Origin of the sequence: Natrialba taiwanensis DSM 12281 (genome assembly GCF_000337595.1) — an archaeon.
GTDB classification, from domain to species: domain Archaea; phylum Halobacteriota; class Halobacteria; order Halobacteriales; family Natrialbaceae; genus Natrialba; species Natrialba taiwanensis.
Genome location: NZ_AOIL01000064.1, coordinates 1 through 14588 on the forward strand (window position 1 = coordinate 1; position 14588 = coordinate 14588).

The following is a 14588-nucleotide window of genomic DNA, read 5'->3' on the forward strand; positions in this document are numbered from 1 at the left end:
ACCGCCATCGAGAGACACGATTGATCGGTTTCTCACCGACCTCGAACACGTCATCGACGATGTCTTCGACAGGCTCGTCGAGCAGGCCGCTGCTCGCGGCCTGCTCGACTCGACGTACTCCATCGATTCGACCCACGTCGAAGCGATCCAGTACAACGACGCTGCCTCATGGAACTACGATCCAACAGCCGAAGAGTACTACTACGGCTTTGGTTGTACGATCGTCTCGACCGGCGCAAAGATCCCGATCGCGGCGGAGTTCACCCAGGCCAAACAAGCAGACCAAGAGACGGCGATGCGNGGCGCAAAGATCCCGATCGCGGCGGAGTTCACCCAGGCCAAACAAGCAGACCAAGAGACGGCGATGCGCGTCACCCGTGACGCGCTCGCTGTCGATACACCGATCTGGATGCTTGGAGACAGCGCCTACGACATCCTCGATTGGCACGACCACCTGCTGGCCGCAGGGGTCGTGCCAATCGCTCCATACAATCCGCGAAACACTGACGACCCGAAAAACATTGAGTACAGGGTCGAAGACCGACTCGAGGAACACAGCGAGGACGTTCAGCTGAAACAATCCATTCTGGACGAGACGTACAACAACCGGACAGGAGTCGAACGAACCAACGATNGGATCGTCATTGCAATCACCAACTACGAGCGAGGACACGATCCGGGACGTGAGATGCTCAAGCTATGAGTTGGATTCTATGACACGCTCCATGGGAAGCAAGGAAATTCTCGATCCATGAGCTGGCAAAACTCAGTCGCTTTGAGAGACGTTCGAAAAGAGTAGTGACGAGAGCGCGGAATTCGTCCGCGCTCTCGACGATCATCGGCGATGCTTCCCACCTCAAGCTCTTCCAGACCGGCTCGATCGGATTCAGATCCGGTGAGCCGACTGGAAGGAACACGAGATCGATGCCGAGTTGATGTGCGCGCTTGCGCGTGTACGGGCAAATGTGCGATGAGAAGTTGTCTAAGACGAGCAGAATCCGCTTGCCCGGATTCTGCTCGCGGATTCCTTCAAGGCACGTACAGATCTGTTCTTTCTCTTGATTTTCGGGGAAACTCACCACACTCTCGCCATTGAGAGCGTAGAAGCCGACCGTTGGTTCGTCGTGACGAACCAGCGGTCGGGTGATATGGGGATCATCGACGTAGTACAGCCGCTGAGAGTTGTCCCAGGGTTGTGGGTGTGAGGCATCGAAAAAACCGAGGACGGTCCCGCCATCCGTACAGATATCGTCGTCAACGACCCAGCCTTCCTCAGCATCATCATCATCTTGTTTGTTGTGTGGCTCATCGGGTCCATCCTCGTCGAACGCGTCGTCGACGCGTTCTTCGAGGATCTCGTCAGCGTTTTCGGGTTTGGACGGACGCTTTGTCCGTGGAATCGCACGTGAGAGGCCAAGATTATCGAGGAACTCACTGAGGTAGACTGGATGGAACTCGATGTCGAATTCCTCATTGATGAGATGCTGTATCTCCTGTTTTTTCCATGGCTGGCCGTCGCGGAGAAGTTCGAGTAAGCGATCTTGCTCGTCTTCATCGAGCTTCGGGGGCGCACCGCCCCCGAAGTTCGGGGTGAGTAGTCCGAGACCACCTTCGTTCCAGCGCCGCGCCCACCGGCTCCCAGTAGTCGCTGACTTTCCGACTCGATCAGCTGCTTCCTCAAGCGTATCGCCCTTGTAGAGATTCTTAATAAACGTGAGACGCTTGCTGATTTTCTCGTCGTCAGTTTCAGCTAATAATCGGTCGAGATCGTCCTCACTGAGGTGAGTAACGATTTCTTTGCGTCGATCTCCACTCATCCTCCACAGTCATTAGCCTATGACCATAACTTCCCTTGATGACTATTGCGCTCGACGAGGTCGCTGTCCCGGATACAGTCGATACAGATTTCGACCGATTCCGTGATGTGATGGTTGCTGACGGGACAATCCCTGCGGTTACATCGGTTTCTCGCTGATGCGTACGAACCACGGAAAGGGGAGCAGGGTGGAGCGCGGCTCCACCTGCTCCATAACGTCACCGATCGGACGATCGACCGGTTCAGCGTCACTGACGAAAAAGCACACGACAGCACGGAGTTTGATACGGGTCCGTGGCTCAAAGACCGGTTGGTACTGTTCGATCAAGCGTACTTCAAGTATCGCCGTTTTGCATTGATCGACGAGAATGACGGCTACTTCGTGAGTCGGCTCAAATCAAACGTGAATCCGGAGATAATCGGAGGATTACGGGAATGGCGTCGCCACGCCATTCCCTTGCAGGGTGAGAAAATCTACGACGTGGTTGATGACCTCTACCGGCAGTATATCGATGTTGAGGTCGAAGCAGAATTCCAGCGCAGAGAGTATGCAGGGACGCAGTCGTGGGACACGAAGACGTTCCGTGTCGTTGGCGTCCGCAACGAGGACACCGACGACTATCATCTATATATCACAGATCTCCCACGAGAAGAGTTCTTACCAGCAGATCTAGCGACGATCTACCGCTGCAGATGGGTGGTTGAGTTGTTGTTCCGCGAACTCAAGACGCAATACTCGTTGGACGAGTTTACCACGAGCAAGAAGCACGTCGTTGAGATACTGCTGTACGCGGCGTTGCTGTCACTGCTGGTCAGCCATGATCTGTTGAATCTGGTCACTGAGCAGGCAGATGATGAGCTCGTGTTTCCACCAGAACACTGGGCGGCGACCTTCCGGTCGCACGCCCAGCTCATCCTTCACGAACTCGGTGAATACCTCGGTTACTCTCCGCCACCGTTGCTGGAACGGTTGATCGACGACGCTCAGAAGATACACCAACAAGACCGATACTCCAAGAGAGGCTTGCTACCGCTACACAACCGAGGACTGGAGCCTAACTAAAGATCAATGCGTGCCATAGTTACCTCCCGGATAGTTCGCTCTGGGTCTGCGATGGTTTTGGTGGGATCAACGGAACATTTGACCGCTGGCACATCACGTCTACTGATATCAGCCCTTCGTCGTATCCCGGTTTGGCGAGGATCTCGAACGTCGGGTATCGGGCCGCGGTGTCGTGGCACGGCTATTCGGGAGATTCTGTCATCGTCGGAGGACGTGCTCCTGATTCGGTCAAAGACCGGATCGTAACTGAACTCGATGAGATAGATAGCACGACGGTCGAGAGAGCGGATTATGCTGGGCAACCTTAATGCGTCATCGACCGACAATTTCGTGAATCAAATCACCAACTCGGGAGACGACGGTATTCAACTCGAACAGCCGTTATCGTTCCGATCTAATCACGCTGAGGAGGCCTCAAGACGGGTTGCAAAAGCAATCCTACAGCACTACGAGTAGTAATTACAGCCAGTCGACTGATGTTGGTTGCCAGTCGAAATCATCCCCATTGATGACATCGACCGTGACTGATCCGTCTAAGTCAAGGTGGTTTGCCTTTCTCAACTGATCTCCATCAAGCCATTCAACCAGCCGCACACGGTCAATATCGATTTTTGTCTCTTTCGACGTTGGAGGCTCAAGAAACACGAACACGTCAATATATCTTCCATTTTCAGGCACGCTGAGGTTGAACATCACAGAGTCCCACTCGCCGTCTGTGTTTGGAATAGAATGTGTCGAACTCGTGAACGAGTTCCCATGCCGCTCATCATACCAACTAACCTGTATTGACGCGTTTTCGTCAATTGTGCCACGATAGGTCAACGACAGCGAATATTCGTCCTCGTACGCACGGATTCGATATCGAGGTGTCAAGAATGCACGCTCCGTATTATCTGGGTCACGAGTTAGCCGCAGACCACCACCTTCAGACCCATACTCTGGTTGATTTTTCGATTCCCCATTGCGCCCGTAGCGCCAAAGCGGCCCGTTAAACCGCTGGTCATCAACAACTGAATCGCTGAACTCACCCGTGATGAGTCGGTCATGTCCGAATCGAACGGTTCCGGACTGGGACTCAATATTTGAGATCGCCCCAGTTGTCCGTTCGAGCAGCTCCCCATCTTCTTGAATCTCGACACGACCCTCTGCTGGCTCAGTCACTGGCCCAGATGTCAGGTCAGTCACTCTGTCGTCTTGGACGACGAAGTCCGATGATGATAAGCCAGTAATCTCATGAAGCAATCGCTGTCGAGCGCTACCGGTCACTCCTTTTGGGACAAAACCGTTAATGAGGATCGGTTCAACCCCACCCCGGACAATAGCATCGTTAGTCACCTCGACAGTGAGCACATATGATCGGAGCGGCTCCCAGAACTCTTGATCAAAGACGAAATTCCCGAGTGTCCAAGCGATGAGTGTGTCGTCATAGTATTCGATACCGCCTGCAACGTGTGGGTGGTGGTTGACAACTAGGTCGGCCCCGACATCAGCAGCGTGGTAGGATAGCGACTCAACAGTATCCGTCTGTTTGCGATTGTACTCGCTGCCGCCGTGAATCTGGACAATGACAACGTCGGCCTGCTGGTTGGCGTCGGTGATAGCGGCTTCAAGACGATCGGGATTTGGTTCTGCCACCCCTAGATCGGCGGGGATGGTTTTTGTCTCACCATCTTGCTCGATTTCGTATTCACCACCAGCATCCCGATCGGCTGACCAGTTGACATCGAACTGTTGACCGTTAACCGTCGTGCACGAGATGAACGCGAGTGTGAGGTCACCTCGTTCAACGACTGCTGGCTCCCAAGCCTCATCACTTCCGTAGCCAGCCCCGGAATAATCAATATCTGCCGTTTCGAGATTCTGAGTGGTATCCTGAAATCCTTCCTCAAGGGCATCCATTGCATGGTTGTTGCCGAGTGCTGCATAATCAACGCCAGCGCTCTCGAGCGCAGCAACTGCTTCTGGGCGACTCGCGAACTGGTATGATTTTGAAGGATGGGCGGGCTCGGCTGTGGTCAATGGCGTTTCGAGATTGATCGACGTGATATCGGGAGTCTCGAGCAGCGCCGTGGTGGGCTGCATAACCGACTGATGGGACTCCGTGAGCGAGTCCTCGTCAAACTCGATGCGTGGGGATGACGAATCATCATTTGGCTCGTAGAAGCGCCGTCCAAACATCACATCGCCAGTGAACGCAAGCGAGACCGTATCTTGGAATAACCGGAACTGTGTTTGATCGCCCGGTCCAACCGCTCGAATTTGGGATGTGAACTCTGGATGACTAGCGCGGACCCAAAGTGGACGAGTATGTGTGGACTCAAATACCCCCTCTGAGTCTGTGTCAACACTTTCGAGAACAGATCCGTTTTCTCGCAGAAACTCGACCGAAGCTCCGTGGATCGGGTCGCCTGCTTTGTCGATGACTGTTCCAGATATTGGCTCTCCACTAGAATCCGTTGACTGGTCGCCATCTAAGAAGAAGCAACCTGCAGTCGTGGCCGCAGCTGTCACTCCAAGACCCTGAACAAACCGGCGGCGGCCAATCCCGGCTTCCAGATTAGAATTTCTTCCCATGAGGTGTTATTATATATAAAGTATTAACTATTACACATAGGTGTAGCGGTTTTGAGATGGATTGATCTGTGACGATGCGGGAGGGGTGAGCTAGCAGAGGGTGGAAAACGGTGTCGATGAGGCGTCAAACCATCCCCCTGCCCACATTGAATGGGTTTCTCCTGATAGATTAATATTCATATATGAAGACACTAATATCGTCACAATCGAAAACGATACGGGCGGAATCCCGTGTGGAGCTTCAATTACAGTGAGTCTACTGAAACTCATCCTCGAGCTACTGCTCGGGAGACGAGACAAGAGTACCGACGACGAACAACCAGACACTCAGCCAGAGCCGGAGCCTACCCCCGAGCCCGAACCCACACCTGAACCAGAACCCGATCCGAATCCTGATCCCGAACTTGAGTTGCTCGATCTCCTCGAAGACGAGAGCGAACAAAAGGGGCAGACACGACACTCAGGCGTCCGAATCCGAACGAAGCAGGCTCTCGAAGGTCTGGAATGCCGCCTTTCCGATCGGACTAGCGGCGTGACGATGGCTATCTCAAGACGGTACCCGGAGAAATCATTGAGTCCCAGCCAATCACTGATCGGACAGTCCGCTTCACGAGTTCACTCGAAGCCGATGCGGGCTATCAGGTTGTCTGTGCTGCGGGTGGCAACGTCTACGAGAGCGGTCGCCGTATCGTCGACTATCCCGTCAAGAGCGAAGCCCTGGTGGCAACGTACGGGATTTACTCGTCTGGCGGCTCTCAGAGTCGCAAGTACCGCTATAACTTTGCCGAGATTCAGCCTCTCACAGAGGGTTCGAGAGAGGCTCCTGTGGATGGTATGAGCGCGGACGAACCCAAGTCGGACTATCACGCCCTGATCTCCGGGAAACGACGCTGGCCGAACGCTGCCACATCGTACGGACGGGGGATGGCAGCGGGGACGCGCTCCAGGTCAAATATCCTGAGGGAGAGTTTGACGGTATCAACGAGAGGATTTATCTCGAAAATGCAGTTGGCTACGAGCCAGAAGTCGCTCATGCTCGGTATGAGTTGTACGTTCCCGGGGATTTCAAGAAGTGGAACGACGGGATCAATGGAGGGACGAAACTCCCTGGATGGGCCGGCCATCGCGAGGGCGGTGGTGCGGGTGGACATCATAACCAGGGGGCTGCGTGGAGTGTTCGAATGAACACGCCATGTCAGGGGGGCACCTACGACGGTTCAGATGGTGCAGAAGTACCGTTCACGTCGCAAGTATATGACGGCAGTGTTGATCCAGACGAGCACGAATACGGCTATGTTCACCGCTGGAGTAGAGGTGGCAGTAAGGGCGAGTGGACGACGATCGACTATCGAATCACGATGAACACTCCCGGAAAGGCCGACGGTAGCCTCGAAGGGTGGGTGAACAGCGAAAAGGCGTTCGAGCACGACGGCTATCTGTTTCGAGACAGAGATCACGCACAGCATGCCTGTCGACCTTCGAACGCATGACCCATCCGACGATGTCCATATCGACTCATCCGAGATCCACGACCGACTCAATGACATCCCGAAGGGAAGTGTGACGGGCACGCTCACCCGTCTTCTCAACGAAGGCGACATCGGCAAGACCGCTGACAGCTACTACCACGCCCTCGAGAGCCGTGACGACCTTCGGCGATTCGCCCGCGGTCTCGTTCAAATCCAAGACCTCACCGAGCGCTACGACGATGACTTCACCTCTGCCGATATCGAGCAAACGGGTGAAAACCCCACGAGCGGCGCATACTCCGGTACCGGACATAACAGTAGTGCTACCGAAAAACCGGCCCCCGAGGACTGGATCGAGAGTACTGACGACGCGAGCAGGACTAACGACTCGGTATGACCTAGTATTTTCAGGGCAGTCTTGTCTTCGCAGACGACCCGACGGGAGCCCATACGAACCCCCGGCCGGTCATCGTCATCTCGGATGCTGACCGACCTACCTCGAAGAGGAAGCGACTGCCGTGTCCCGGTACGAAGGCCGACAAGCGGTACAGTCACTCGACGCCTGTTCTCCCGAACGACGTCATCGATAATGCTCACCTCAAGAAGACCACGTACGTCCTCCCGTGGGCGATCTACACGATTCCCCACTCCAGTATTGACGATACGCTTCCGCAGGGACGACTCAACGACGAAGGCATGGAACTCATCGCAGACGCTGTCGACAATATGGTTCGGCCGTAGAACACGAAGAACAGCTCTTGGCTTTGAGACTCGTCGAGAGAGAGAGTTCCTCGGCGTGCTTCATACCATGCCTATATGGCACTTGGTCAGCGTGGTGGGGGTACATGGAAGTCACTTCGAGCGGGTCCACAAAATTTCCAGCTATGATTGACATACCGTTCCAGGGTGTCATAGAACGTTTCGCACAGTGTCGATAATAGCCGACTAAGCGCGATTAGCGGGCAATCGTTCCAAGTTGTATATCCGTGATGGTGAGTATTGAGAGATATGGGTCTCATCGCTGAATACGAGATCACCTGTGAGCATCTCCCGCTCGTGGCGGTCGCAGGGGATGTTCCAGAAGCAACGCTGGATGTGGGAATCCAGCCCAATCACGGGAACCATCCACCGTTTATCGTTCACGCGACGCATGAAACGCCCGCGTCGATAGAGCAAGCCTTCGAATCATCATCGTTCGTTGCGGAGCATACTCTGGTCGGACAGGCAGGGGAAACGTGTCGATATCAGGTTTTGCCGGCTCTGGGAATGGAAGCCCAACTCGGCGATCAGATCAAGGACCTCTCAGAACTCCGTGCACTCGCCACTACCGACTCTATTATTGAACGAATACGCGTCACGTCGACCGGCTGGATACAAAGTGGGTGGTTCAGCGATAGAGCGGTGTTGGACGAGTTTCGCACGTTCTGGCAGCGTAACGGTAAATTCACCTTACGACGACTCACTCACGATGGAGAGGCCGCGGAAGCGGGCGACGGACTCACTGACCACCAGCGCGAGGCACTCCGAATCGCCTACGAGATGGGCTACTTCGACATTCCACGAACGGCAACGCTCGATGAAATCGCTGCCGAAATCGGGATCACCGCCTCGTCGCTCTCCGAGCGTCTCCGTCGAGCACAAACTCACCTCATCGAAACAACTGTGGCCTCGACGTGGCCGCCGCTACCTGAGTGAGATTGCGGTTTCTTCGTCAAGCCGTATAAACTGCCGCACAAATGAGAGACAGGCTTAGCGGACACCCCTCCTAAGTATGGCATTCCCTATGGAGTTGCAACCACACCGAATGCAGGCCGATAGCTCATGCCAGCCAAACGAAGAGCAACTTGCCATTAATGCGGCAGATATACATGTCACATATGAAGATGGTACGGAAGCCGTTCGCGGTGTCAATCTCACTGTTGAGAAAGGCGAGTTCTTCGGCTTTCTGGGTCCGAATGGTGCCGGAAAGACGACCACTATCAAAACCCTCGTGACACTGCTCCATCCGAATCAAGGTTCAGTGATCATCAACGGACATGACGTCGAAAAGGAACCACAGGCAGTGTCTGAATCCATCGGCTACATGGCTCAAGAGACCAGCGTCGACGAGGAACTCACCGCGCGTGAGAACATTCAATTTTCTTGCAAGGTGTATGGTGTCCCAGCCTCCGAGCAAGATGAACGTATCGAGAAACTACTCGATTTGGTCGGTCTCACGGACGTTGCCGACAAGCGGGCAGAGAACTACTCCGGCGGGATGAAAAAACGACTGGACGCTGCCACCGTCCTCGTGCATCGACCGCCGCTGGTGTTCCTTGATGAACCGACGACCGGTCTCGACCCTGAAGCCAGAATGCGCCTTTGGAACTACTTCGAGCGACTCAACGAACACGGAACGACGGTGTTTCTCACGACACAGTATCTCGAAGAAGTGGACCGACTCTGCGACCGCCTGTCCGTGATTCAGGACGGTAAAATCATCGCAACTGACACCCCGGACGCTCTCAAGTCGGCTGTCGGTGGCGATATTCTCGACCTGACACTAGAAAACTCGTCCAGACAAGAGACAGAACGCGCAATAGAAGTAGCGCGTGAATCGGATGCCCTCGAAACGGCGACTATTGAAACAACGGACGATGGATTCACCATCACAGCCGAAAACGCTCGGGAAGCTGTAGGTGACCTCTTCGTCGCGCTGCACAAGGCTGACGTCGTAGTCACTGGATTCGATGTCCGGTCGCCCACGCTTGATGACGTGTTCCTTACGCTCACTGGTGAGAGTCTGGAGGCTTCCAACCAAGACGGGGCGAACGAACAGAGAGCTACTGTCCCTGAACAGGAGGTGGCCGAATGAGCAATATCACCGATGAGGGTGATGTCTCTGGAAGCGATACCGCCCAGAAAGCTCCGGGGAACAGCTCCGTGGCGGACATGCAGATCAGTGTCAAACGGTGGCTCGTCAAGACATCCCGGAACCCCTTCGTGACGTTCTCATCGCTGATCCAGCCGGTCATCTTCTTCGTGTTGATGGCTGAAGTCCTCGGCGCTATTGTCAGCGGCGCGCTCGCTCAGACGGTCGGTAGTGACATCAACTACATCACGTACCTCACCCCAGCTATCGTGATTCAGTCCGCGCTCGCTGCGGCTGCGGTCTCCGGTATCGGATTAGTCGACGACATGGACACGGGAATGTTCGAGAAACTCCTCGCCTCACCGATGGACCGGGGTGCCATGTTCCTCGGCAAAGTCCTGTCAGAGGTGGTCCGAATTGTCGTCCAGACCACGATTATCCTCTTGCTTGGCTACGTGATGCTGTATCTCCAGTCAGGCGCGTCGGTCGGGAGCTATCTCCAGACAGGGCTACTGGGTTTCATTGGCGTCATAGCGATTGCAGTGATATTCGGTGGCGCGTTCATGGCGTTCTCGAATATCGTCGCGCTCGTAACGCATGATCAAGAGGCGACGACCATGATCGCCAATCTTCTGACGTTCCCACTGTTGTTCATCTCCAGTGCGTTTGTCCCGCTTGAGGTTCTTCCAGGATGGATTCAGTCAGTTGCAGTGGTCAATCCTATCACCTACGGTGTTGACGGTGTCCGAGCGTTCATGCTCGGCCAGAATGTGATGACGGTGTTTGACGTAACGGCCTTCTCGGGTCTCTGGAATACAGTAATTCCTGTTGTCGCCGTTCTCATCGGTTTCAATGTCGTTCTCGGTGGGATTGCCGTCCACCTGCTCAACCGAGCTTCCAAAGCCAAAGTCCAATAAATCATGTCATTCATTCTTCTATCAACCGGACATATATCAGATAAATATCTAAATCGGCGGCCGAAGTGAGTGCTGAGGTGAATGAGTTCGACTATTCTACGAGAGGACTCCTCCATTGAGGCGTTTTTCAACGTTGTAGAGACGGAGACGCTCGCACTGTTCGAGCATCTTCATTTCGAGTTCCTGACCGAGTTCGATGTGTTTGCCCCTACTCCCGAGGGGCGAACACGAGAACACCACCCGCCGGAGCTGTTTCGAGGATTTCTGCACTGCTACTACAGGGACATCTACGGCATTCGCCCGGTTGCACGCGAACTCAACAACGACCCCGTCTGGCTCGGATGTGGCTTCAATCGGCCACCCTCACGAGACGCGGTCGACCGCTTTCTCACCGACCTCGAACACATCATCAAGGAAGTTTTCGAGCGCCTCGTCAAGCAGGCCGTTCGACGGGGCTTGCTCGACTCTACGTTTTGCATCGATTCGACCGATATCCGGGCTATGCCTACCGATTCCGACGCCTCGAAGAATTACGACCCGACTGCCGAGGAGTACTACTACGGCTACGGCTGCACGGTAGTCTCGACCGGCGCAAAGATCCCAATTGCGGCAGAGTTCACCCAGAGCAAGCAGGCGTCCCAAGAGACGGCGATGCGTGTCACCCGTGACGCGCTCGCCGTCAAGCAGCCGATATGGATGCTTGGCGACAGCACCTACGACATCCTCGACTGGCACGATCATTTGCTGAGTACAGGGGTGGTGCCGGTCGCCCCGTACAACCCGCGCAATACTAATGACCCTCTCGACATCGAGTACAGGGTCGAAGACTGCATCGAGACTCACAGCGAGGGTGTTCAGGTCAAGCAATCGATGGTGCCAGAGAACTCTCCACACACCTTCAGTAGTAGCTGAGTGAACGGTCGCTGATAGCACAGTTTTTGCCGGGGCCTGTGAACCAATGGTAGCCGTCTTCTCCGCTACTATCCACACCATGCTAACCGTTCTATGACACCCTCTGAATGTGAGAGTAGAGTCATGTACCACAGATATTATGCGAATAACCACGAAAGAACGAGCGTTAGAACGGAACCGCTATAGTAATCGCCAGAAGTGTCTACTCACACCTCTCGTCAGGTCTTTGAGAGACAACGAGACACGCCAATCTTCGGCGGGGGGCACTACAAAGACTTCCAGATTCTACTATACAGGGTGTCATAGAACAGTTCCCATACCCTCTCTCTCTGTGACTCCCCGACAAACGGTAAGTACAGGTCAAGTAGGCAACGGCGCAGCAATCGGTTCCTCTGACAGCTGCCAAGAGGAGCATGTTGAATAAAGAGGGTGAGTTCAGCATTGGGTGGTGAATGATCTCGGAGTCCATCTGTTTGTTCTCTCACAATTACATTAGATCCTTCGTGAGTTCATTCCGGCTCGAATACGTACATATGACCGATATTGATATCGTAGAATAGTGTTTTGGGCGGCATCCGATAGAATCGCCAGATTGCATAGACATCGCCCACGCTTCCCGCAGTGTTTAGTGCAAGAACAAAAAACGCGGTCGTGGCGATTACCGGATAGGGGACCGCGAGTAACAGGAGGCAGATCACGGTGAGAATAACTAGTGGTGCGATCCCTACTCGGAGAGTCTCTTCGCGGGAATGAAACTGGTGAAACACCGCTGCGTACATGGCACCCATCCTCCAGTAGACACCATAGCTTACCTCATACCCGTACCACTGGTAGACCACACCGTGAAGCAACTCGTGAACGACGACGGTGGTTAGAAAGGCAAACAGAAAGGGGATTGCTACTTCACCGAGATTAAAAGCGATCGTGAGTTCCTCCTCAGCACCGCTTTCAAACACTATGGGTAGAACCTCCGGTCCTTGCAATTGGATCAGAAGCCAGCCATAAATAACGGTAGAGACGATCGTAAGCACTGACGCACTTACAAAGAGCGGCAGTTTGGGATATTCAAACCGATACGGTTTGGTGTATCCGTCTGGAGTTTCGGGTGGAGAGACGCCATCGGCCCCAACTCTACTGGTGTCTGTTGAGTCCTTGTCAGCCATCAGTACAGTGTCTGAATCCAGATCACTTATATCTGCGAGAATAGCTGGTGGTTCACCCAGTCCCCATCGCTTACAGCCAGCTACTATAGCCAGAGCGGATGGTCATCATCGATCTCACGAGCATTGTACGTATCTCGAAGCTTCGGGACGTACGACTTGAGCGCGTCTTTGGCCTGGTATGGCAGGTCGTAGGGTGTCACGATATCGTTGACGGCGAACATTGTGTTCGCCCCGGCATCGAATGCGTTGTGGAGCGCGTTTCGGAGGTGTCCAAGAGCCGCTGTAAGCGTTGCTCCTTGCCTGTAGTGGGTGTGGTGAGCGTGACCTGAAGCATTTTCGTCACCGTATCGAATACACACTTAGATATATGTTAGACAAATTTAAGCGTAGCACAATGAAAGAATGACCTGTGCCAAACATCAACTTCGAGGTAGATGACGACCAGTACGAACAGTTAAAAGAGACAAAGAAGCGCCATGGATTGACTTGGAAGGGAATGATGCTCTACGCGCAAGAGCAGTTGGATTCCGAGAGGGGCGAATGATCGGTGGACAGCGTAGTCAAGTGATGCGATTCCCCACCCAGCCTAAAGGCCGCGGTTCTCTCGCTGTTTAAAGATGTTTTCTCATGAGAACCTTTAATGTCAATTAACAAGCTTCTCGATTGGCGATCCATCCTCATCGGATTCGCCGGTGCCGGACTCGTCCTCTCGTTGATGCTCTGGGTCGTCGGTATCGACGGGATCATTGCACAACTGCACAGAGCCCAGCCCGCCGTCATCGCCGTCTTGCTTGGTTTCATCCCTCTCTGGCTTGTTGCTTGGGGGCTCTGTCTGCACACCGTCTTGCGCGCGTTAGGAACACCAATCTCTCGAGTACAGTCAATCGTTGTGTTTACTGCTGCAACCTTTGCGAATCAAGTCACCCCGTTCGGACAGGCCGGCGGTGAACCCATCAGTGCGTTCTTGATCTCTGAAGCCGCCGACACAGAGTACGAGAACGGACTGGCTGCAATCGCGAGCGTCGATACTCTGCACTTCTTCCCCTCGATCGGTATGGGGATCGTCGGTATTGGACTATTCGTCCTGCGTGGACTCAACTTCGACCGAAACCTACTCCTTGCTAGTTTCACTGTGGTGGCGCTTCTTACTGGGTTCGTTCTCGCACTAACGCTCGGGTGGCGCTTCCGCCATCGGATCGAGGCAATGACCCTCTCCGTGGTCCTACCGATGGCCCGCTGTATTGGTCGGACTGTCCCACGCGTTAGCGCGCCGACGCGAGAGGACATCAAACACCGCGTAGATGGTTTTTTCGCCTCTATCGAACGTATCGCCAGCAATCGGCGGCTTCTGATCTTGGCCGGTTTGTTCTCGTGTGCCGGGTGGCTCACGCTAGCGATCTGTCTTTGGATCTCGCTGGTGTCGATCGGAGTTACTGTTCCCTTCGTGGCGATGCTCATCGTGCTCCCAGTCGCCAGTATCGCTGGAATATTCCCACTTCCGGGCGGTATCGGTGGCGTCGAGACGGCGTTTATCGTTTTGGTCGTCTCTACAACCGGAGTTGCGACGACGGCTGCGACGGCCGCCGTCGTCATTTATCGGGGAGCGACCTACTGGCTCCCGATGCTGGTTGGTGGCAGTATCGCCGCTGTGATCGTAGACAATCTGTATCGTCGCCATTAATGCTGGTAAGGGCCACGAAACATCTATCGACCGTCTGACGGTAGTCTGCTGTCTATATTACAGAAATTCGATGATTGATAAAGACCCTACTGATAGCCAGAGACACTCATTATAACTATTTTTTGAACGTAAACTGAAATCT

Annotated in this window: 11 protein-coding genes and 4 pseudogenes; 11 read left to right on the forward strand and 4 right to left on the reverse strand. The window is 54.2% G+C overall.

Annotated features, from left to right (window positions below; all coding sequences use genetic code 11):
- Positions 1–703, forward strand: a 703-nt coding sequence (locus tag C484_RS18130) for a transposase (RefSeq protein WP_006827342.1), incomplete at its 5' end; no start/stop codon positions are given.
- Here C484_RS18130 and C484_RS18135 read toward each other — a convergent pair.
- Positions 693–1817: an IS630 family transposase gene (locus tag C484_RS18135; protein ID WP_006827343.1), complete on the reverse strand. Its 1125-nt coding sequence runs from the start codon at positions 1815–1817 to the stop codon at positions 693–695. The genes C484_RS18130 and C484_RS18135 overlap by 11 nt on opposite strands.
- Positions 1818–1852: 35 nt before the next feature.
- Between C484_RS18135 and C484_RS18140 the strand changes: the two are divergent.
- Positions 1853–2875 (forward strand): annotated as a pseudogene (locus C484_RS18140) (IS4 family transposase); the annotation flags it as partial.
- Between the two features lie 463 nt (positions 2876–3338).
- On the opposite strand, the gene C484_RS18145 reads toward C484_RS18140, so the two are convergent.
- Positions 3339–5453: a CapA family protein gene (locus C484_RS18145; RefSeq protein ID WP_083867382.1), complete on the reverse strand. Its 2115-nt coding sequence runs from the start codon at positions 5451–5453 to the stop codon at positions 3339–3341.
- Positions 5454–6430: 977 nt separating this feature from the next.
- On the opposite strand from C484_RS18145, the gene C484_RS24795 reads away from it, so the two are divergent.
- From C484_RS24795 to C484_RS18190, 7 genes and pseudogenes are all read left to right on the forward strand, one after another.
- A complete protein-coding gene (locus tag C484_RS24795) occupies positions 6431–6943 on the forward strand; it encodes a polysaccharide lyase (RefSeq protein ID WP_338041840.1) in 513 nt (170 codons plus the stop codon).
- Positions 6918–7319 (forward strand): hypothetical protein, encoded by a 402-nt coding sequence (locus tag C484_RS18170; RefSeq protein ID WP_006827350.1) that lies wholly within the window; start codon positions 6918–6920, stop codon positions 7317–7319. The genes C484_RS24795 and C484_RS18170 overlap by 26 nt, the downstream gene beginning before the upstream one ends.
- A 23-nt stretch (positions 7320–7342) precedes the next feature.
- Positions 7343–7663 (forward strand): annotated as a pseudogene (locus C484_RS25050) (hypothetical protein); the annotation flags it as partial.
- 267 nt (positions 7664–7930) lie between these two features.
- Positions 7931–8617: a helix-turn-helix domain-containing protein gene (locus C484_RS18175; protein ID WP_006827351.1), complete on the forward strand. Its 687-nt coding sequence runs from the start codon at positions 7931–7933 to the stop codon at positions 8615–8617.
- A gap of 109 nt (positions 8618–8726) precedes the next feature.
- Positions 8727–9776, forward strand: a complete 1050-nt coding sequence (locus tag C484_RS18180) for an ABC transporter ATP-binding protein (RefSeq protein WP_083867383.1) — start codon at positions 8727–8729, stop codon at positions 9774–9776.
- A complete protein-coding gene (locus C484_RS18185; protein WP_006827354.1) occupies positions 9773–10690 on the forward strand; it encodes an ABC transporter permease in 918 nt (305 codons plus the stop codon). The genes C484_RS18180 and C484_RS18185 overlap by 4 nt, the downstream gene beginning before the upstream one ends.
- Positions 10691–10771: 81 nt before the next feature.
- A pseudogene (locus C484_RS18190) lies at positions 10772–11572 on the forward strand (transposase); the annotation flags it as partial.
- A gap of 539 nt (positions 11573–12111) precedes the next feature.
- Here the strand turns inward: C484_RS18190 and C484_RS18195 are convergent.
- Together C484_RS18195 and C484_RS22565 are read right to left on the reverse strand one after the other, a co-directional pair.
- Positions 12112–12765 carry a DUF3267 domain-containing protein gene (locus C484_RS18195; protein ID WP_083867384.1) on the reverse strand — a complete coding sequence of 218 codons (654 nt, stop codon included), beginning with the start codon at positions 12763–12765 and terminating at the stop codon, positions 12112–12114.
- Positions 12766–12851: 86 nt separating this feature from the next.
- Positions 12852–13099: pseudogene (locus C484_RS22565) on the reverse strand (RNA-guided endonuclease TnpB family protein); the annotation flags it as partial.
- A gap of 75 nt (positions 13100–13174) precedes the next feature.
- On the opposite strand from C484_RS22565, the gene C484_RS24695 reads away from it, so the two are divergent.
- On the forward strand, positions 13175–13309 hold the full coding sequence (locus C484_RS24695) for a hypothetical protein (RefSeq protein WP_006827358.1): 135 nt from the start codon (positions 13175–13177) through the stop codon (positions 13307–13309).
- A 96-nt stretch (positions 13310–13405) separates the two neighbouring features.
- On the forward strand, positions 13406–14446 hold the full coding sequence (locus tag C484_RS18200; RefSeq protein WP_006827359.1) for a lysylphosphatidylglycerol synthase transmembrane domain-containing protein: 1041 nt from the start codon (positions 13406–13408) through the stop codon (positions 14444–14446).
- Positions 14447–14588 lie beyond the last annotated feature (142 nt).